Source organism: Alteribacillus persepolensis, from assembly GCF_900099605.1.
In the GTDB taxonomy this organism is placed as follows: Bacteria; Bacillota; Bacilli; order Bacillales; family Marinococcaceae; genus Alteribacillus; species Alteribacillus persepolensis.
In genome coordinates this window covers 144,264-165,210 of record NZ_FNDK01000003.1, presented here as the reverse complement: position 1 = coordinate 165,210, position 20,947 = coordinate 144,264, and the positions used below count along the sequence as shown (strand labels likewise).

At 44.8% G+C, this 20,947-nt stretch carries 19 protein-coding genes; 10 read left to right on the top strand and 9 right to left on the bottom strand.

What is annotated here, in order from left to right; genetic code table 11:
* The 7 genes from BLT18_RS05000 to BLT18_RS04970 all read left to right on the top strand — a co-directional run.
* Positions 1-434: peptidase associated/transthyretin-like domain-containing protein (locus BLT18_RS05000; RefSeq protein ID WP_456061254.1), on the top strand; the 434-nt coding region annotated here is incomplete at its 5' end.
* Positions 435-505: 71 nt separating this feature from the next.
* Positions 506-1,624 (top strand): muconate/chloromuconate family cycloisomerase, encoded by a 1,119-nt coding sequence (locus BLT18_RS04995; protein ID WP_175487380.1) that lies wholly within the window; start codon positions 506-508, stop codon positions 1,622-1,624.
* 37 nt (positions 1,625-1,661) lie between these two features.
* Complete coding sequence (locus tag BLT18_RS04990) at positions 1,662-2,129, top strand: DUF3237 domain-containing protein (RefSeq protein ID WP_091271795.1); 468 nt, start codon at positions 1,662-1,664, stop codon at positions 2,127-2,129.
* A 30-nt stretch (positions 2,130-2,159) separates the two neighbouring features.
* The gene (locus BLT18_RS04985; RefSeq protein ID WP_091271794.1) at positions 2,160-3,008 is read left to right on the top strand and encodes an alpha/beta fold hydrolase; all 849 of its coding nucleotides are present in this window, start codon (positions 2,160-2,162) and stop codon (positions 3,006-3,008) included.
* The gene (locus tag BLT18_RS04980) at positions 3,005-3,697 is read left to right on the top strand and encodes a CoA transferase subunit A (RefSeq protein WP_091271792.1); all 693 of its coding nucleotides are present in this window, start codon (positions 3,005-3,007) and stop codon (positions 3,695-3,697) included. Before BLT18_RS04985 ends, BLT18_RS04980 begins: the two co-directional genes overlap by 4 nt.
* Positions 3,690-4,340 carry a 3-oxoacid CoA-transferase subunit B gene (locus tag BLT18_RS04975; RefSeq protein ID WP_091271790.1) on the top strand — a complete coding sequence of 217 codons (651 nt, stop codon included), beginning with the start codon at positions 3,690-3,692 and terminating at the stop codon, positions 4,338-4,340. The genes BLT18_RS04980 and BLT18_RS04975 overlap by 8 nt, the downstream gene beginning before the upstream one ends.
* A complete protein-coding gene (locus tag BLT18_RS04970; RefSeq protein WP_091271788.1) occupies positions 4,340-5,545 on the top strand; it encodes a 3-oxoadipyl-CoA thiolase in 1,206 nt (401 codons plus the stop codon). Before BLT18_RS04975 ends, BLT18_RS04970 begins: the two co-directional genes overlap by 1 nt.
* Positions 5,546-5,810: 265 nt before the next feature.
* Here the strand turns inward: BLT18_RS04970 and BLT18_RS04965 are convergent, their stop codons facing one another.
* From BLT18_RS04965 to BLT18_RS04940, 6 genes are all read right to left on the bottom strand, one after another.
* A complete protein-coding gene (locus tag BLT18_RS04965) occupies positions 5,811-6,761 on the bottom strand; it encodes a formylglycine-generating enzyme family protein (RefSeq protein ID WP_407639915.1) in 951 nt (316 codons plus the stop codon).
* A 224-nt stretch (positions 6,762-6,985) separates the two neighbouring features.
* Positions 6,986-8,479, bottom strand: coding sequence for a histidine ammonia-lyase (gene hutH / locus BLT18_RS04960; protein ID WP_091271787.1), 1,494 nt, complete (start codon positions 8,477-8,479; stop codon positions 6,986-6,988).
* Between the two features lie 136 nt (positions 8,480-8,615).
* On the bottom strand, positions 8,616-9,629 hold the full coding sequence (locus tag BLT18_RS04955) for an agmatinase family protein (protein WP_091271785.1): 1,014 nt from the start codon (positions 9,627-9,629) through the stop codon (positions 8,616-8,618).
* Complete coding sequence (gene hutI / locus BLT18_RS04950; protein WP_091271783.1) at positions 9,626-10,900, bottom strand: imidazolonepropionase; 1,275 nt, start codon at positions 10,898-10,900, stop codon at positions 9,626-9,628. The genes BLT18_RS04955 and hutI overlap by 4 nt, the downstream gene beginning before the upstream one ends.
* Positions 10,901-12,577, bottom strand: coding sequence for a urocanate hydratase (hutU, locus tag BLT18_RS04945; RefSeq protein WP_245705179.1), 1,677 nt, complete (start codon positions 12,575-12,577; stop codon positions 10,901-10,903).
* Positions 12,578-12,703: 126 nt separating this feature from the next.
* On the bottom strand, positions 12,704-14,122 hold the full coding sequence (locus BLT18_RS04940) for a Na+/H+ antiporter NhaC family protein (RefSeq protein WP_091271780.1): 1,419 nt from the start codon (positions 14,120-14,122) through the stop codon (positions 12,704-12,706).
* A gap of 240 nt (positions 14,123-14,362) precedes the next feature.
* Between BLT18_RS04940 and BLT18_RS04935 the strand changes: the two genes are divergently transcribed.
* Positions 14,363-15,079, top strand: coding sequence for a cytochrome c biogenesis CcdA family protein (locus tag BLT18_RS04935; RefSeq protein ID WP_091271777.1), 717 nt, complete (start codon positions 14,363-14,365; stop codon positions 15,077-15,079).
* Positions 15,080-15,708: 629 nt separating this feature from the next.
* Complete coding sequence (locus BLT18_RS04925; protein ID WP_091271772.1) at positions 15,709-15,999, top strand: hypothetical protein; 291 nt, start codon at positions 15,709-15,711, stop codon at positions 15,997-15,999.
* Between the two features lie 205 nt (positions 16,000-16,204).
* On the opposite strand, the gene BLT18_RS04920 is transcribed toward BLT18_RS04925, so the two are convergent.
* On the bottom strand, positions 16,205-18,187 hold the full coding sequence (locus BLT18_RS04920; RefSeq protein WP_091271770.1) for a penicillin-binding transpeptidase domain-containing protein: 1,983 nt from the start codon (positions 18,185-18,187) through the stop codon (positions 16,205-16,207).
* A 397-nt stretch (positions 18,188-18,584) separates the two neighbouring features.
* On the opposite strand from BLT18_RS04920, the gene BLT18_RS04915 reads away from it, so the two are divergent.
* Positions 18,585-19,016 carry a DUF2383 domain-containing protein gene (locus BLT18_RS04915; protein WP_091271768.1) on the top strand — a complete coding sequence of 144 codons (432 nt, stop codon included), beginning with the start codon at positions 18,585-18,587 and terminating at the stop codon, positions 19,014-19,016.
* A 98-nt stretch (positions 19,017-19,114) separates the two neighbouring features.
* On the opposite strand, the gene BLT18_RS04910 is transcribed toward BLT18_RS04915, so the two are convergent.
* Together BLT18_RS04910 and BLT18_RS04905 are read right to left on the bottom strand one after the other, a co-directional pair.
* Positions 19,115-20,116: an LLM class flavin-dependent oxidoreductase gene (locus BLT18_RS04910; protein WP_091271766.1), complete on the bottom strand. Its 1,002-nt coding sequence runs from the start codon at positions 20,114-20,116 to the stop codon at positions 19,115-19,117.
* A 205-nt stretch (positions 20,117-20,321) separates the two neighbouring features.
* Complete coding sequence (locus BLT18_RS04905) at positions 20,322-20,945, bottom strand: cupin domain-containing protein (RefSeq protein ID WP_091271764.1); 624 nt, start codon at positions 20,943-20,945, stop codon at positions 20,322-20,324.
* Positions 20,946-20,947 lie beyond the last annotated feature (2 nt).

Here is a 20,947-nt window from a genome sequence, read left to right as displayed (position 1 = left end):
GCAATGTCAGCAATACAGAAGGCAAACCACTTGCTAACACCCGGGTGGAATTCTGGCAAAACGATCACTCAGCCAAATATTCCAACTTTGACTCCGATGCGCCGGACTTTAACTTGCGCGGCCATTTCTATACGGATGAAAACGGCGACTTTGAAGTAAAAACCATCGTCCCCGTCCCATACTCCATTCCAACAGACGGCCCAACCGGTGAATTCCTGGAGTACATGGAACAGCACTCCATGCGTCCGGCTCACTTGCACATTATGTTTGAAGCCCAAGGGCATGACACCTTAATCACCCAAGTCTTCTTTGAAGGAGATGAATGGCTTGAAAGCGATGTCGCAGAAGGCGTTCGTGACGAACTGCTCACCAAACTAGAAGACAAAGGGGATCATAAAGAAGCTTCTCTCAACTTCGTTATGCGCCCGTTATAAGCAATGAATAGGGACATTTCAATATGTCCCTTCCTTTTTTTCATCTTAAAAGCTTTAAAACGGAGGATATTATGGAAAAAGTTACGATTAAAAACATCACAACACAAATACTGGACATTCCGATTAAACGTCCACATCAATTCTCTGCAGTGAAAGTCTCTTCTAAAAGCTTCGTGCTTTTAAAAATAGAATTAAGCAACGGCATTGTAGGAATTGGAGAAGGAACGACACCTGGTGCTTTTTGGAACGGTGAAACAGTGGAAACAATGCAAACCATTATTGACCGGTATGTATCGCCTTTGCTGTTAGGCCAAGATCCCGTGTTAACAGAAGCTCTTTTGCAAAAAATCAACCGGCAAATCCGAAACAATTATTTTGCTAAAGCAACGGTAGAGATGGCTTTATTTGATGCGCTGGGAAAATGGTATAACACACCAGTCCATCAGCTTTTAGGAACTCTTCATAAAGACAAGATTCCTGTACGCTGGGCACTAGCTTCCGGCACACCAGAAGGTGACATTGAAGAAGCAAAAGAATATGTCGAGAGCGGGACGTATGCCAACTTCAAAACGAAATCTGGTAAAGAAGCACCAGATGATGATGCAAAACGTTCGATTCGCATTGCAGAAGGGATTAAAAGCCATTCCACCATTGGTATTGATCCAAATGGTTCATGGGACCGCTTAACAACGATGAAATGGATGGATGCTTTCTTTGATGCTGGTATTGATTTTCTTGAACAGCCGCTTCAGCCGCAGGATGTTGAGGGGATGGCGAGATTAGCCGCTATGAAGAAAGTTCCTATTATGGCAGATGAAAGTGCCTCTTCTGTCGAAGATGCGATGCGTTTAGCAAAAGAAAATGCGGCCGATATCTTCTCCTTAAAGATCCATAAAGCTGGCGGCATGAAAAACACAATAAAAGTTGCGGGCATCGCTGAAGCAGCTGGCATTTCATGCTTTGGAGGCACGTCCTTAGAAAGCTCCATCGGTACAGCCGCTTGTGTCCACGCGTTCGCATCCATCCCTAACCTGGATTATGGAAGCGAATTGTTCGGTCCAAACTGGCTTTTGGATGACCCTGTAACCGAGCCGCTCACGATTAAAGACGGTTATATTCATGTTCCTGATAAGCCTGGACTTGGTATCGAACTAGATGAAGAAAAAGCAGCAGCATACACAAGACAATAAACTTTACAATGTATGCAACGAAAGGAGATATACACCAATGCAACACTTACCTGCTCCCTCCCTTGCATTTTTAGCAGACATGGAATTAACAGTAGAAGGTGCACACTTGCCAGGCAAAACACCTATTGGAAACCGCCGGATTATTCGCGTGACAGGCGGAGCGCTGCGTGGAGAAAAATTAAATGCTGAAGTTGTTCCAGGCGGTGATGATTGGATTACTGTCCGGGAAGATGGAACGATTATCCAAGATGTACGCATTCTGCTTAAGACAGAAGATGATGCGTTGATATTAATGACATACCGGGGGATTCGCACCGGCGAACCAGACGTGTTACAGAGGCTCGACAATAATGAAGACGTTGATCCCGATGAATATTACTTCAGAACCTCCCCCGTCTTTGAAACAGCTTCCGAGAAATATGACTGGTTGAACCGGCGTGTATTTGTCTCAAAAGGTATTCGCCTTCCGGGAAAAGTAAACTACTCCATATACACCGTTGAGTAAAATCTACGAAAGAAAGGATACGAGTGAGACATGGGAGAATATGTCACCGTCAACAATGGGCAGAACCTTTATATTTATCGAACAGGCCAAAACAACAAAGGAACCATTATCGCGGCTCACGGCTTAACTGGCAACCATAAGCAGATGCACTTTTTCCAACAAGCTTTCTCAGAAGATTATCAGTTTATCAGCTATGATGTACGAGGACGAGGATTAAGTGACAGACAAGATACTAATACGTCCATTAATAAACACGCCGACGATTTAGTTGAATTAATTGAGACATTAAATATTAAAGAGCCTATCCTGATGGGTTATTCCATGGGAGCGTATATCGCAGCGATTGCTGCCAGCCGCTTGTCTCATGTAAAAGGACTAATACTGCTTGATGGAGCCGGTGAAGCAGATGACACTACTCGTGATCTTGTCATTCCTTCGCTAGGACGCCTGGAAAAAACGTACGCGTCCGCAGAAGATTACGTAAAAGAAACGAAACATTTATATGAAAACTTAAACATTCATTGGGACACTCGTTTAGAAGACATTGCCCGCTATGAAATCAAACAAGTTGGCAGCTCTTTTACGCACCGCTCAGACTATGATTTAACCAAGCAGGACTTTGAGAGTTTCTATACGTTTGATATTCACGGCGTTACCTCTTCTATTACGTGTAATACACTTCTCATGATTGCCACCGGAGCCATGAAAGATAACAAATCGCTTTTTACAGAAGAGTCTTATCACCATACGCGAAACAACATTCGTCATTTACAAACAGAAATAACTCCGGTTAACCATTATGAACTGGTATTTAATAAACAACCCGATGTGTTGAAACACATACAACAATTTTTAACGAATGGAGGGGCGAGCTCATGACTGTTTCCATTATAAATGATGCACTGCGCGAAATAACCAGAGTACAAACAGGAGACACTGTCATGGTCGGAGGCTTCGGATTGGTGGGAAGTCCTTTGACATTGATTGATGCTCTAACCAAACATGATGCTTCCGAACTCACTATTATCAGCAATAACGTTGGTGAGACCGGTAAAGGGTTAGGTATCTTATTGCAGCAAGGCAAATTAAAAAAAGCTGTCGGATCATACTTCACTAGTAACCGTGAAGTCGCCCAGTGGTATAACGAGGGAAAATTAGAGTTGGAACTGCTTCCACAAGGGACATTTTCTGAAGCCATTCGTGCTGGAGGTGCCGGCATCGGCGGCTTCTATACAAAAACAGCCGTCGGCACAGATCTTGCCAAAGGAAAAGAAACAAAAGACATCGATGGAGAAACCTACCTGTTAGAAAAAGCATTAAAAGCTGATGTCGCCTTAGTCCGGGCATGGAAAGCTGATACAAAAGGCAATCTCGTATACTATAAGACAGCAAGAAACTTCAATCCTATTATGGCGTCTGCTGCCAAATATGTCATTGCGGAAGTGGATGAAATTGTCGAAGAAGGCGAATTGTCTCCAGAAGAAATCGCAACCCCGCATTTATATGTCGATTCTCTCATTAAGAGTCAATTGATTTTAACCAAAGAAGGGGTGATTGATCGTGAGTAAAAAAGAAATGATTGCTAAAAAAGCAGCAGAGGAGCTGGCTCCTCATTCCATCATCAATCTCGGTATCGGTATCCCTACGCTCGTTGCTAATTATCTCGATAAAGATAAATATTACCTGCATACAGAAAACGGCCTTCTTGGAGTTACATCGGTCGAAGAAGAGGATATTGACCCACTGCTTGTCAATGCCGGCAAGCTTCCAGTCGGTGAAGCAGTTGGTGCGTCCTACTTTCATAGTGCCGATTCATTTGCGATGATCCGCGGCGGCCACGTGGATACAGCTATTCTTGGAGCTTTACAAGTAGATTCCAATGGCCACGTCGCAAATTGGGCGATTCCCGGAAAAGACATCATTGGTGTTGGTGGAGCGATGGATCTTCTTGTTGGAGCAAAACAAATCATCATCACAACCAATCACGTATCAAAAGACGGGTCTCCAAAACTTGTAGACGAGTGTTCGTACCCTATCACTTCCAACCGGCGCGCAGATATTATTATTACAGATATGGCCACCTTTAAATGGAAGAATGATGGATATGAATTAACAGAATTAATCGACGGTACATCCTTAAAAGACGTAGAAGAAAACACCACCCTGTCTTATCGTGTAAGTGAAAAGCTGCTGCAAAAGGAGAGTAAATAATGAGCGAAGAAGTAGTTATTGTTGATGCCGTTAGAACTCCTATCGGCCGATACAAAGGTGCTCTGAAAGACGTTCGGCCTGACGACCTTGGTGCTGTCGTTATCAAAGCATTACTAGAGCGAAATCCTAACCTGCCGGCCGAAGCCATTAATGATGTTATTTTTGGCAATGCCAACGGAGCCGGCGAAGAAAACCGAAATGTTGCAAGAATGTCCTCCTTGCTGGCAGGACTGCCTCAAACTGTAAGTGGTACCACGGTCAACCGTTTGTGCGGTTCTAGTTTAGATGCTGTCAGCATTGCAGCTCGTGCTATTTTGTCCGGGGAAGAGGACATTTTAATCGCCGGTGGTACCGAAAGCATGACGCGTGCACCTTTTGTCATGGCAAAACCAGAAAAAGAATTTCCTCGCGGAAACATGGAAATGTATGACACAACGATTGGCTGGCGTTTTCCTAATCCTAAAATGGTGGAGATGTATGGCATTGACTCTATGCCGGAAACAGCCGAAAATGTAGCTAAACGTTTCAATATCTCTCGCGAAGACCAAGACGAATTTGCTTATCAAAGTCAAATGCGGGCCAAACAAGCGATTGAAAATCAACGGTTCCAAGAAGAAATAGTACCTGTAACGATTACAGACAAAAAAGGCAACGAAACCGTCGTGGACACAGATGAACATCCACGTCCGAATACAACGCTTGAAAAACTAAGCAGTCTGCGGCCGCTTTTCAAAGACGGCACCGTTACAGCCGGAAATGCTTCCGGGGTAAATGATGGTGCTTCCGCTTTATTAATCATGCGGGCATCACGTGCGAAAGAACTTGGCTTGAAACCTCTTGTTCGTTTTAAAGCCTCAGCTACTGCCGGGGTAGAACCTTCTATTATGGGAATCGGCCCAATCGCTGCAACGAAGAAGCTGATGGAGCGCAACAACTTAAATAGCAGTGACTTTGATTTAGTTGAATTAAATGAGGCTTTCGCTTCGCAATCACTGGAATGTGTCAAACAATTAGAACTCGACCAAGACAAAGTAAACGTTAATGGCGGTGCGATTGCTTTTGGACACCCTCTTGGGGCAAGCGGTGCCAGAATTTTAACGACACTTATTTATGAGATGAAAAAACAATCTGCCGGACTCGGCCTTGCCACAATGTGCATTGGTGTGGGACAAGGTATTTCCGTTGCTGTTGAAAACGTTGACTAAAACGTGAAATAACGATTGGAGCCGATGGAGCTGACCACAGCATGTTGGCTCCTTTTACGTTTGTGCCTGTACACCTGCCGTTTATTCCTGCAGCTATAAAGAAAAGCGCAAGCGCCTTAAAAGAAGGAGATCCGGCTAAGGTGATGAAACTTCGAGCGGGCAGGTACTTGCACTGGACCATGAAAACGCCAACCTTTTATCCTTTCTTACCTTAGAACCAAAAACGTGATGGCTCTTGTCTCCTAGCAGCCATCACGCCATTTCTTTATACATCTTGTACACATCGAAAACCAACGTTTCCCGAGGAACTGTCCGGCGTATTTCCCGTTCGTGCTGCTACCCGGTACCGATTACAATACGAGTCATGACATAAATAAGATCCGCCTTTCATTACTTTAGCTATGCCGTTCACCGGCCCTTGTGGATTTGTTTGGACACGCGACCGGTCATGATGAGGAGAAAACCAATCCGCACACCATTCCCATACGTTCCCGACAGTATTGTATAAACCATATCCATTGGCGTCATACGTATCAACCGGAGCAGTCGACAAAAACCCATCTTCTTTTGTATTGTACACAGGAAATTTGCCTTGCCAGATGTTGCATTGATCCTGTTGATTCCTATCTTTCAAGTCGTCCCCCCACGGAAATATTTTTTGTTCCAGTCCTCCTCTAGCTGCATATTCCCATTCCGCCTCAGTCGGTAATCGCATCCCCACCCATTTACAATACGCTTGGGCGTCATTCCACGACACATGAACAACCGGGTGATCCATACGATGTTTAATAACAGAAGCCGGGCCTTCCGGAGCTTTCCAGTACGCACCTTCCACTACATACCACCAAGGAGTTTGCTGGACAACCTGCTGTACATTTTCTTTCACTGTATTTGAAACGAGCAAGTGAAACACAAACGACCATCCATATTGTTCAGCATCAGTGATGTATCCGGTATCATCTACAAATTTTTGAAAGTCATGATTGGTTACCGTGTAAGGATCGATAAAAAACGGTGATACTGTCACCTCACGAATGGGACCTTCTCCGTCTTCCGGATGACTGATCGTGCTTTCTGTTCCCATTAAAAAATGACCGCCGCTTAAATGTATCAGCCTTTCTTGATTCGGCGGCTGCTTTGTATGTGCTGGTTTTTCATGAGAAGATATTGTTTCTGCTGTTACCGTTTCACGTTGCGGCCCGCAGCATGGTTTCACCGTACCTCCCCTCCTTCCTGTACATATCTCTTCCACGACTGTATTCTTTTTCCTGCTTCAGACACCGCATGAAAATGTCAATATGTCTCCATCATGAGAGAATGAATACATGTAATCCCATTTCTGTTTTCTTAACATATTGACACCTCCCTATAAATAAAGCAAGCTCATTTACTATGAAGGATGATCATAGGTGTATAATTGTTTTTTATATGAAAAGTCCATTATGATTTCCATTCCTTCTGTTCCTGCAGCCATCCCGTCACAGCTTCTATGTCTCGAAAAAACGGACGGTCATGGGTAATCGCAGGAACGACCTCGCGGGCTTTAACCAATACGTTTCTGGTTGCTGCTGCCATTTTTTCGATCCCCCGATATTCTGCCGCTTCCATACTGCAAATAAGTTCCATCGCTATAACTTGCCGCGTGTTTTCAATAATTGCTGCAGCATGCCGTGCAGCAATGGTTCCCATACTTACATGATCTTCTTGGTTGGCCGATGACGGAATGGAATCAACACTGGCTGGATGTGCTAATGTCTTATTTTCTGAAACGAGTGCGGCCGCCGTGTACTGCATAATCATTGCGCCGGATTCCAGGCCCGGATTGGCACTTAAAAACGGCGGCAAATCACTTAACTGAGGATTCACGAGCCGCTCAATCCGACGCTCCGACATGTTCGCTAACTCCGATGCAGCAATGCTGAGAAAATCCATTGCAAATGCAATCGGCTGCCCGTGAAAATTACCGCCGGATATCACCTTGCTGCCGTTATCAAACACAAGGGGATTATCGGTTGCTGCGTTTATTTCAATCGCCAGTTTTTCTTGGACATAGTGCAATGTCTGCCAAATCGCTCCATGAACTTGCGGAATACAGCGCAAAGAATAAGCATCTTGCACACGCAGCTCGCCTTGTTTCGTCGTTAAATTGCTCCCTTTAAGCAGTTGTCTCATTCGTTTAGCCACAGCTATTTGTTCTTGATACCCTCGTGCTTGGTGGATGTCATCATCAAACGCATCAATAATGCCGCGCAAGCCTTCTATCGTCATTGCTGCAACATACTCTGCCTGCAGAGCCAGCTGCTCCATCTCGATATAGGCAACCACGCCCACAGCTGTCATTGCCTGGGTGCCATTGATTAGCGCCAACCCTTCTTTAGCACGCAATGATACTGGCTGCATGCCGGCTTGTTGTAAACCTCGTCGTGCCGCCATTCGTTTTCCTTTATAAAAAACGTCCCCTTCTCCAGTCAAAGCCAAAGCCAAATGAGCAAGCGGAGCAAGATCGCCGCTGGCACCGAGTGAGCCTTTCTCCGGAACACATGGATACAGCGGAGCATTTACCCATTCAATCAAACGTTTGATTAACAGAGGACGAACACCAGAATAGCCTTTTAACAAAGCATTCGCACGCAGCAGCAGCATAGCATTCACCACTCTTTCAGGAAAAGGTTCTCCTACCCCGCATGCGTGAGAGGAAATCAAATTTTTCTGCAGGATCTCTGCGTCTTGTTTTGAAATACACACATCGCTGAATTTCCCAAAACCGGTCGTAATACCATATACAACGTCTTCTTTCTCGACGATCTTTTCAATCGCTTGCCGGCTGTTTTGCACTTTTTCCATGCTGTTTTTATCTGCAGCTACTGTTTCTTTGTTCCATAATACCTTGTGGATATCTGTCAAAGATAAATCTTCTCCTGTTAAAACAACCAATTGAACTCCCTCCTTTAGCAGAAAGTTCATTACGTACAAAGGACTATACTGCTGAAACATATTTGCTTCAGAAGCATAGCCCCCTTACCCTGCCTTGATATGTCATCATTGATTCATTCTATGCACACACGCCTTCTTACATGCGCAGCCGGCCTTGTTTCTGCAAGCGTTTCGTGTAACCGGTCAAAAATGATAACATCGTTTGCACAGACGTTTTCACCGATATTTCTGCGACATCTTTTCGCGGATCAGAGCAGACAATGTCCACTGCTTTTACTTTAGCGCAGGCACCAGCTATTGCTGCGGCCTCAAACAATTCTTCGCTGTACATTCCTCCAGGAGCCGAGGCTGGTGCTGCGGGATGGTGCGTGATATCAAGCACATCCATATCAATCGTCACATAAACAGCATCCACATGCTGGCACAGCTGCAACAGTACACGCCTTGTTACATTACTAATTCCCCGCTGTCTTGCTTGTTTCATTGTCATATAGTGGATGGCGTGTTTATCGGCATAGTCTTTTAAGGTTTTGCCGTTAAAAAACCCGTGCACACCAATATTGTATACATGAGCACCTTTCACCGTGCCGCTGTCTATTAACACGCGAATAGGCGTACCATTGGCTTTTCCCAGCTCTTCCGGGTCCCGCACGTCAAAGTGCGAATCAAACTGCAATATTCCTACCGTTTCGTGCGTGTGCACTTGTTTGTAACCTTTTACGAGCATTGCCGTAATCGAATGATCGCCGCCTAATATGACGGGCAGTGTGTGAGGGTGGTGGATGCGCATCACAGCCATTGCCTCTTGAATTCTCTCATGTGTCCAGGCAATATCAGTCACGTGTTGTTTCACATTGCCAAGGTCAATCGCCTTCATCTCTTGCAAATCTATATCTTCATCTATGTTATACGTATAAAATGCCTTCCATGCGCGCCGCATCGCATCTGGATTTTCACTTGCACTCGAAGAGCTGATCGAAGACTTTGACAAAGGCACCCCTATGATTGTGACATCATAATCAGACCAGTCAGGAACCGTTCCCGCAGCTGTTTTCACCCACTGATGTACTTTCATGTCTCCTGTCCCGCTTGAAGTGTGCGTCCATACAAACGAAGGCGGATCTAACATCGGATATGGATAACCGCTCATAACAGGTGCCCGCCTTCCACACAGACATTTCCGTTTTTCACGACCGTATCTACGTGATTCATTCCGTATTGATAAGAAAGCATCAAATAATGAGGCACATTAAAAATGGTTATATCCGCTTTCTTTCCCGGCTCTATACTTCCCACTTTAGAAGCTGCTCCAACCGCATGAGCAGCGTTAATCGTTACTGCGGTTAACACTTCTTCAGGAGTCATGCCCATTTTCAAACAACCCAAATTCATCATAAACGGCAGAGAATGTGTCGGAGATGACCCTGGGTTGGCATCGGTAGACAGCGCTAACGCAACACCTGCGTCCCTCATTTTGCGGGCGTCAGCAAACTCTTTCATTAAGAAAAAGGCGGTGCCTGGGAGCAGTACTGCAATAACCCCTGCTTCAGCCATTTTCGATATTCCAGCGTCTGAGGCTTTGAGTAAATGGTCTGCCGACACAGCTCCCACTTGTGCTGCCACTTCCGCTCCTTGGTACGGCTCGATTTCGTCGGCATGAATTTTAGGCAGCAGACCATGTCGTTTGCCAGCTTCTAATATTTTCAACGATTGCTCTGGTGTAAACACTCCTCTTTCACAAAACACATCATTAAACACGGCAAGGCCGCGTCTGGCCACTTCGGGAATCATGTCATTGACCACACGCTCAACAAAACGGTCAGGATGGTCTTTTTCGGCATAGGGAATGGCGTGTGCTCCCATAAACGTAGAAACAATATCGACAGCATGATTGTCTGCTAGCGCATGCGCTACCTCCAGTTGTTTGATTTCATGCTCAAGCGTCAGCCCGTAGCCGCTTTTTGCTTCAATCGTGGTGACTCCGTGCAGCAAAAACTGATCCAGCCGGGCTTTTGACTCTTCATACAACTGTTCAACGCCTGCTTTTTGCGTAGCCCGTGTCGTCGCATGAATGCCTCCACCTGCCTGCATAATATCCATGTAGCTTTGCCCGGCAAGACGCATTGCATATTCGTTTTCTCTCGTTCCTGCATAAACAAGATGTGTGTGCGGATCGATTAAACCGGGTGTAGCCAGTTTTCCTGCAGCGTCGATTTGTTTTGCCTTTTTAAGACGGCTTTTATATTTCTCACACAACACCCTGTCTTCTCCTGCTTCCACAATACAGCCGTTTTCGATTAAGACACTGCCGCCTTCAATGACACCAATATCCGACATTGCTGTTTTTACAGCGGGCCGTTTAGAATGAGAAGCCATCGTAATCAACTGGCTTGCATTTCGAATCAGTACGGTTTCGCTCATTTATGCCCCTCCCTGGTCACTATCCATCGGCATCTGAATGCCATGCTGCTGTGCCGCTTTTTGAGCTTCCAAATAGCCGGCATCGGCATGACGGACAATACCTAAGCCAGGATCTGTCGTTAACACACGTTCTAGCCGTTTTTCTGCTGCTTTGGTTCCATCCGCGACAATTACCATGCCAGCGTGAAGCGAATATCCCATTCCCACACCGCCGCCATGATGAACACTCACCCAGCTCGCTCCGCCAACACTGTTAATGAGCGCATTTAAAATCGGCCAATCTGCTACCGCGTCACTTCCGTCTTTCATCGACTCCGTTTCTCGATTCGGAGAAGCAACCGAGCCAGAATCAAGATGATCCCGGCCAATCACAATCGGTGCTTTAAGTTCCCCGCTTGCGACCATAGCATTAATCTTTTTCCCAAAAGCTGCACGCTCTCCATAACCAAGCCAGCAGATTCGTGCCGGCAAACCTTGAAAACGGATGTGCTTTCGTGCCATGTGAATCCAGCGGCACAATGGCTGGTTATGCGAGAACATGTTTAAAATCACATCATCGGTTTTATAAATGTCGGCAGCGTCTCCCGATAACGCTGCCCAGCGAAACGGCCCTTTTCCTTCACAAAACTTCGGCCGTATAAATGCAGGGACAAACCCGGGGAACTGAAAGGCATCTTTCACGCCTTCATCTTTTGCGACCTGCCGGATATTGTTTCCATAGTCAAACGTGACTGCTCCTTGTTTTTGAAAATACAGCATCAGTTCCACATGTTCGCTTATCGTTTTTTTCGCTCGTTTCACGTAATCATGAGGGTCCTGCTTTCGCAATTCACCGGCTTCATCGACCGACAATCCCGTTGGAACATAGCCGTTCAGCGGATCATGAGCAGACGTCTGGTCGGTTAAAATGTCCGGGATAAACCGTGCTTGCTTCATTTCGGTGAGAACTTCCGCTGCATTTCCCACCACCCCAATCGACAGCGGCTGCTTATTTCGTTTTGCTTCGTTTGCTAACCGCAATGCTTCTGTTAAGCTTTTGGCAGACACATCCAGGTAGTTCGTGTCAATACGGCGCTTAATGCGCTTAGGGTCCATCTCTGCAGCAATACATACCCCGCCATTCATGGTGACAGCAAGCGGCTGGGCGCCTCCCATTCCTCCAAGTCCTGCTGTTACCGTGACCGTTCCTTTCAAAGTGCCGCCAAAATGCTGGCGTGCACATTCTGCAAAGGTTTCATAAGTTCCTTGTACAATACCTTGGCTGCCGATATAAATCCAGCTGCCAGCTGTCATCTGCCCGAACATCATTAACCCTTTTTGATCCAGTTCATGAAAATGATCCCAATCGGCCCATGCTGGAACGAGATTGGAATTAGCGATGAGTACTCTCGGTGCATCCGCATGCGAGCGAAAAACAGCTACAGGCTTCCCTGACTGAATGAGCAGCGTTTCATCGTTATCAAGCGACATCAGTGTGTTAACAATTTCTTGATAACACTTCCAATTCCGGGCTGCTTTGCCGATTCCCCCGTATACGACGAGTTCTTGCGGGTTTTCAGCCACATCTTTGTGCAAATTGTTATTCAACATCCGCAATGCTGCTTCTTGAATCCACCCTTTGGCATGGAGATGTGTCCCGCTGTAATGACACACATGATGCAAGCGTCGGTCTGTCACATTCGTCATCCTTTCCTAGAGCAAACATTCTTCTTTTATACCTATGCGATGGATGAATACAAAAAAACTCCAGAGACGCATTCGTCTGGAGTTTTCTATCTCTATAACTTTTTTCTGTCCTTTTTATTACGACAATATAAACGAAGCAGCTGTATAAAGAGCCACCGTAATTGCAGCAGCAATTAATGCAGGCTTGAGCTTAAAATGAGCATACTCTACGACTGATACATTTAAAATTTTGGCCATGGTGTTGGTATCATCACTTAATGGAGAGGCAAATGCGCCAAATGAACCACTTGCAAATACTGCTCCGATAATCATTGGCAAGGACACATCTGCTGCGATGGAAAGGGAGACACCAAGCGGCATTAAAATCCCCCACGTCCCCCAAGCTGATCCGATAAAATAAGAAACAGCCGCACCAAAAGCAAACATCAGCGGTGTCACAAATGCTTCTGGAATCCATCCGGCATGAGCTGTCACAAACTCCGAAAACCCTAAGTCCTCGGTCACAGATGACAGTCCCCATACAAAGGCCAATAACACGATAACGCCCATCAGTTCATTGCCGCCAACGACAAAACTGTTAATTAAATCTTTTAGTTTAAAACGCTGAAATAAAAAAAACAGAGCCGCTGCTAACACGGTAATCATCAGCGCTACTACCATCGCCTGCATCACATCTGCCTCAATAAACGCTTGCCAAACCGATGACGCCTCGGCCTGGCCATCCCACCACGTCAAAAACAGCGTAAGCACGATGACTAACACTACCGGCACTAGTAAATTCCAGGGCTTAGAAGGAAGTTCTCTGGCAACGGCCGGATGACAGTCATGCCAGTCATCCTCCTCTTTCTCTTCCCCTTCTGTTTCATCGATTTGCATCGGGCCTCCTGATTTTGAATGATGAAAAAAACTCAAGTAGATACCAAGTAAAATAATAACAATCGCAAAAAAGTTAAAAGGAATGCTTTGCAAAAACAAATCATATGCCCCTTCTGTCCCTCCCTGGTTTTCCACCGATATTTGCACAACGGAAACCATATAGCCTACAAACGCTGTTGCGACAGGGATTAAGACAATAACGGGGGTCGCTGTTGTTTCGATGACAAACCCCAGCTCTTTGGCACTCATCTTAACTTTTTTCAATAGCGCTTTCATAATCGGTGCAATCGTCACAAATCGAAACGTCGGGGCGCTAAATGTCCCGATCGTAGAAATATATGTTAAAAAAAGCGCGCCTTTTTTCGTTGATATTCTCTCCGATGCTGCTTCGACAAACCCTTTAATACCACCGCAGTATTTAATCATACCAATAAGCCCTGAGAACCCGTACAAAAACACAATAATTTTAATATTGCCCTCGTCAATTAATGCCTGAATCACATACGAAAGCATCTCTTCCATGCCGCCAATAATAGATGGAGATATTAAATAAGATCCGGCCAATAGCCCCAAAATCAGCCCCGGCAGTACTTGCTTAGTATACATCGCTATGGGCATTACAACGAGAAATGGAATAACAGACAGCCAGTTCGCATCCATACACAGTCACCTAACTTTTTTGAAATCACCCGTTTTAGTGTATGGATTGTGCAGCAAAACATGCGCTGTTTCATCTGTTGGCATGTCTTCATCAATATTTAATATAGTAATGATAGCATGTTTAAAGAATAGTCATTTGACTTTCTATTCATCAATAGTGAAAATAAAAGTAGACAGTATGTTTGAAATGGACAATTACATCCACACATCTTACGGCAACATCACGGAGGTATGTAAATCATGAATGAAGTTACCATTTGGCTGGCTTTAGGAGCAGGTGTCATCTCCTTTTTGTCTCCATGTGTATTCCCTTTAGTCCCCGCATACTTAGCACAGTTAACAGGAACGACTGTTTCCAATAATGAAATAAACGCTGACCAGCGTATCATTTTGATGCGAAGCCTCGGATTCATTCTCGGCTTTACTATTATATTCATGCTGCTTGGAGCTTCATCCACGTTTATCGGACAACTGTTCCGCCAATACAGCAATATGATTGCACAAATCGGCGGTGTCATTATTGTCTTGTTTGGCCTGCAAATGACTGGACTGCTTTCGATTCGCAGCCTTATGTCAGAAAAGAAAATCCAGAAACAACCGAAAAAAACGAACAGTTTTGGCGGTTCTGTTCTGTTTGGCCTCTTGTTTGCAGCCGGATGGTCTCCATGCGTCGGTTTAGTATTGGGATCTATTTTAACGATGGCCAGCCAAAGTGAAACCATGACAGCTGGCATGCTGATGCTGTTTGTTTACTCTATAGGAATGGGGATCCCGTTTTTAATTGTGGCTCTCTTCTTTTCCAAGTCTCTTCATAAACTCAAGCATTTTCATAAATGGATGCCCCGCTTGCAAAAAACCGGTGGTGTGGTGATGGTCATTATGGGGCTCATGCTGTTTTTTGGCTACTTCCAAATGATTTCAAGCTACTTGGCTCGTTTCGTACCGTTTAGTATCTAAGCAAAGCACAAGCGCCCTGAAAGAAGGAAGTTCAGCTAAAACTGCCGCGCCTCCTGTGCCAATGCTGAACAGGTCCGCGTCACGTGTACTTGAGCGTCTGGGCGCTTGCGCTGGACACCAAAAACGCCGTACTTGTATACTTTCTTTCCTTAAAAAGCTGCCTGTCATCTGTGTGTATGACACAAGTGATAGGTTTTTTAATGGTTTTACAACAAATGTCGGGGTGCATGGATGGTCTACTTTTTTGCACATTAAGAACGTTTACCTTTGTTAAAAATACGCTATCATCACTCAAGGACAAGCCATCTTTTCTTATTTGTTCCTCAGTGATGTTAGCGGGAAAAGCAGCAGCTGCAGTGTCAGCTCGAAGAACCATCCAACCAGAAAGGAGAAGGCGGCGGTCATCCCTAACAAAAAGTGCAGAGTCTTTTAACAAACATAATAAAATTAACGCTGCGTTTACATTCCTCTCATACCTTCCCATATCTCTTTAACCATTTCCAAATTTTGGTGTGATAATTTGAAACAGATTCAAAAATAACCGCAATACATAGACGATGCTGGTTTCCTTTGCTAGGTTTAATGTAGCTGATCACATTCAGCATTAAAAATGAATGGGGGAGTTGTTTATGAACAAAAAGCTGCTTTACACTACCGCTTCTGCTTTACTTGCATTTGGAGTGCTTACTGCATGCGGTACTGAAACAGAAGATGAAGCCCCTGCTGGCGAAGACGCTCCGGCAGAAGATGTCGAGACAAATGCTGATGTAGAGGAGCCCGCAGATGACGGTGCAGAAGAACCTGCTGATAATGGAACAGAAGAACCTGCCGGTAACGAAACGGAAGAACCTGCAGACGATAGTTCAGAAGACAATGAACTCGAATTAGAAGATGAAGAAAACACAGAAGACCAACAGTAAAAGTTTCGAAATACGAGTTTTTTCGTACCAATCCATCTTTTCAAATGGTCCATAAACAAAAAAGTGCACACCGCCCAGCGTCAAGAAGGAAAACCCTGAGCAGCTAGGCGCTTGTGCTACACAAAAAACGTATATTTTATCCTTCTCATTCCTGCCTTACTACGCCCCCCCTAAACCGCTTTTGACTTTAGGGGGGATATTTATCTTACTCTTTCCACTCAGCAAACAACTGTTTTACTTTTTCCACCGTATACGTACTTCCGCCTTTATCCTGCACACCTTCTATCATCATTACCATCAGCAAATCTTCCTTTTCATAATCGTAAGCCGCGAACCAGCCGTTTTCTTTTGTGTTTTCATCTGTTTGGCTTCTTTTCAGCTCGGCTGTACCCGTTTTTCCGGCAATGGTGAGCTGTTCCATCACTGGCTGATAAGCAGATCCACGGTGATTTTCCACAATACCTTGCATGCCTTCACGGATAACGTCCAGATGTTCTGCAGGAGCGGCCTGTTCATGCCATACTTCTCTAGGCTCTTCTTGGCTTAAAAGTGTCGGCTCAAGCATATCCCCTTCATTAATAAAAGCTGTAAATGCGGCTGCCACATGAATAGGAGACATCAGCATTTGTCCTTGTCCGTAACCCGTATCCGCCAGCAGCATCTCATCATCCAACTCGTCATTGGCAATCGATGAGGGAGCAACTGGAAACTGGTAAGGAACTTCTTCTTCAAAACCAAAACGCTTCAAGCCTTCACTGAACGCTTCACTGCCTGTATCCAATGCCGCTTGTGCAAAGTAAATATTATCAGATGTAATAAGGGCATCTTTTAAGTCTACACGCGTCAATGCGTCCGACACACGTGTCACTTTATAGCCGCCCCAGCTCTCATTTGGCTGCCAGCTTCTTCCTTCTATCGTCTTCGCCTCTTCTGCATGAAGGCTTCCCGCCTGCAAGGCCGCCGATGCTGTCAGCGGCTTTATCGTAGAGCCTGGAGAATAGCGATTATTAAACCTTGCAGAAAATGGTGAATCTGGATGTTCACTTGCTTTTGTAAATGCTCCACGCGGCCAGCCAAAGACAAAATGATTAGGATCATACGACGGGGTGCTCACCAGCGCCAGTGTCTCTCCTGTCTTTGGATCCAATGCCACACCAGCTCCTGCATCGTTCTGCATGCTGTCATACATGTTCTCTTGAAACGCGGCATCTATCGATACTTTCACGTCTTCTCCGTGTTCTACTTCTTTTTCAGCAATCACCGTTTCACTTTCCGGTATATAAATACGCCAGCCTTTTGAGCCATGCAGCTTTTCTTCATAAATGCTTTCAAGCCCCGCTTTTCCTACAACAGATCCCGTTCCATATTCATCTGCCGGCAGTTCTTCTAAGTCTTCTGCTGTTACTTCTTGAATATAACCAGTAAGATGCGCAGCTTTTTCTTTATACGGATAAAAACGTGCCGACGCTTCCTGTATCATGACCCCGTCAATCTCCAGCATTTCTTCGGCTTCGCTGTCTTTCCCATCAGGACGTAATTTTTTTAGCGGCACAAATGTCTCTTCTGTTACCCAGTCCGCCTCCAGAGCGGAAGTAATGTCGTCTTCTTCCATCTCCAAAGCAGCAGCAATTTCCGATGCAGTGTCTTCTGTCATCTTACCTGGCACCAGTCCCGCTTCTTTCACAGGAGACTGCATCGCAAGCGGACGGTCATTTCGGTCATAAATATTGCCGCGCTCCGGCTCTTCCGACATGACCTGTACAGTCTGTCCATCGTTCAATTGCGGGAAAATAAACGAAGCATCCCAGTGAATACGCCACGTCTGTCCGTCATCTGTTTCTTCTTGCACCATCTCCGCTTCTCCGTCAAAAGAAATGGTTCCTGCTACCGTATCCATTGTCACGTGAAAAGGCTTCGGTGTGTCATCACCTTCCTCCTCTGTGGTTGTTCCTGCTTCTACTGTAAGATTTTCTGCCTCAACTCCTTTATAAATGGATTGATATCTCTCCACAAATGTCTCTTCCTCTATTTTTTCTTTTGATTCACTAGAAAGATATGTATACATCAACGTAAAGTCTCCATCATTCCAAGCAGAAACAAATTTCTCCATCACTTCTTCTTGTGTCGGTCCATTGGAGCAGGCTGCCAGTCCAATGAAGAAACATAACATAAGCAGTAATTTTTTCATGGCTGTGTTCCTCCGTTTCACAGATTTATTTGTCCCCTTCTTCTCATTATACGAGCAGCATCCAAATGTTTTCCTGCTTTTTTCTCATTCATCTATTACCTCCCCCATTCTTGTCACCACGTCTATTTCTATTAGTCGTGAATATGTAAAAAGTGATGCACTAATAGACCTAAAAAAATAAAGGATAAGCTCATTAGAAAAACTCGGTACGAAATTTTTATTACACTGATTTGTGTCTTACTAAAACAACCATGTTTTTTGGAATAAACAAAAGTGACAATTCCCTGTCTTTTTCATATTAGACATATTGTATTGTCTTTCTTAATGCTTTCTCTTCTTTATTAAGAATGTGAGAAGTGGGATATATTAAAAGAAACATGGAAAGGAAGTGATGTTTTTGCACAATAGAGACGTTGTCATTGAAGAGTTGAATACCATTTTGCGGGGTACATACATGGGCATTCGTTCATTTGAGCACTACATTCAGCACGTACAAGATTCTCATTTAAAAGAAACCTTTCAAACGATGCAGCAAGAATTAAAACACCATGCCCAGCAGCTCTGTGAACGCATCCAAAATCTCCATGGCGTTCCTGCAGATAGTGAAGGTGTTACCGGTAAAATGCACAGTTTTATGCACAGCCGCATGCTCTCTCATGAAACAGACGATATTCTAGAAGACGCACTCAAAGGCCTGGACAAATACGGCATTCACTATTCAGAAGAGATCGTGCGAGGAGATGTGGACCCTGAAAGCCGGCGCATTGTAGAAGAAGTAATTGATACGAACCGCAAGTTTGTTGATGATATTAGAGCGATGCTTCATTAGCGCGGCTGTCTAACCGTTTTTCCCGCATTTTTTCCTTTCCTCCCCGCGGTTTTCTTCTATCCAAAAACAACGCAGCCCTCTACAGGACTGCGCTGTTGTTATTTGCCATCAACAATTTCCTTGAAAATTTCATACGACCGCTTTTGTTTGTCTGGATCATAAATATAAGAAACAGCCATAATTTCATCAACATGGAATCGCTCTTGAAAGCTGGAAAGCTGTTTTTGCACCGTGTCTTTGCTTCCCATAAATGTCATGCTGGACATGGACTGAGCTGCTTGCTTTTCTGCGGGGCCCCAAATAGCATCCATATCATCTACCGGCGGGCTGAGCGGATTTTTCGACCCGCGTACAACATTTAAGAAAAATTGCTGCATAGTAGTTGATTCACGCTCTGCCTCTTCATCTGTCTCTGCTGCAATTACATTCATGCCAGCGATAATGTATGGAGCTGATAAATATTGTGATGGTTTGAATTTTCTTCGATAAATTGAAAAAGCTTCTTCCATATATTTTGGCGCGAAATGAGAAGCAAACGAATAAGGCAGTCCTAATTCGGCTGCTAAATGAGCAGAATCCGTAGATGAACCAAGAATATAAAGTGGAACACCCGTACCTACACCAGGGTACGCTCTGACATAATCCTGTACTTCTTCCGGTCCAAGATATTTCAACAAAGCATTCACGTCTTCTGGGAACGTATGCACCGACTCATGCTGCGAGCGGCGCAGCGCAGTGGCTGTCAGCATATCGGTTCCCGGTGCACGGCCTAGTCCTAAATCTAATCGATTCGGATAAACCGATGCCATCGTGCCAAATTGTTCTGCGACAACAAGCGGCGAGTGATTCGGCAGCATAATACCGCCAGAACCAACGCGGATGCTGTCTGTGTGCTCTAACGTATGTTTAATCAAAAGAGCCGTTGCCGAACTCGCCAACGTTGATGTATTGTGATGCTCTGCAATCCAATAGCGGGTATAGCCCATTCTTTCTACAGCTTGTGCTAAATCCGCCATATCAGCAATGGCTTCACCTGCATCTTGTCCTTGGCGAATGGGAACCAAATTCAAAACGGAAACCGGAATATTTATATTGGACATTGTCATAATCCTTTCTTGATGGAGTTTCATTATTTATCGTAACAGCAATCTTTGCAGATACAAAAACAAATGCTTGGGGTGTTTTTTATTATCTCCTTCTCGCTTTGTCTTATGATGTCTCTTTGTTATTAACCCCTTCTATTGCATCACCAAGAAAACAAAGCACTGACGTGGAAAACATCAGCGCTTTGTTAACACGGTATATTTAATCTTCTTCCGCAGCCAATGCGTCTGCTTTTGTCTGATGAACCGTTCCATATGGATGCTCAGGCGGCGCATAAATGGTGTATAATTTCAGCGGAACATTTCCTATATTCGTTAAGTTGTGCCACATACCAGCAGGAACCATGATAGCATCATCATCACGTACTCTTGTTTCAAATGGCAATTGATCTTGTGTTTCTCCCATCTGAACAAGTCCTTGCCCTTGTTCAATCCGTAAAAACTGGTCCACATCTGGATGTATTTCTAAACCAATATCATCACCAACATCAATACTCATAACAGTGACTTGTAAATGCTCTCCTGTCCATAAAGCTGTGCGGAACGTGTTATTTTGCGTGGTTGCTTCTTCTATATTCACCACAAATGGCTGTGACCCGTAATCTTGTAAAGAGATGTGTTCATTATTGTAATTATTATTATATGGCGGTGCGTTTTCTGAGCGTTTGGCAGGTGCCGCCTCATTCATATAAGGGTTTATAAACGCTTCTGGATATGCCATCTGCTGCGGCGGCATCTGCCTATCGTGCCAATACTCTGGAGCGGGATAATACCTTGATGCATACCCGTAAGGCATGTAAGGAAACATGGGCGGGACATAGTACATCC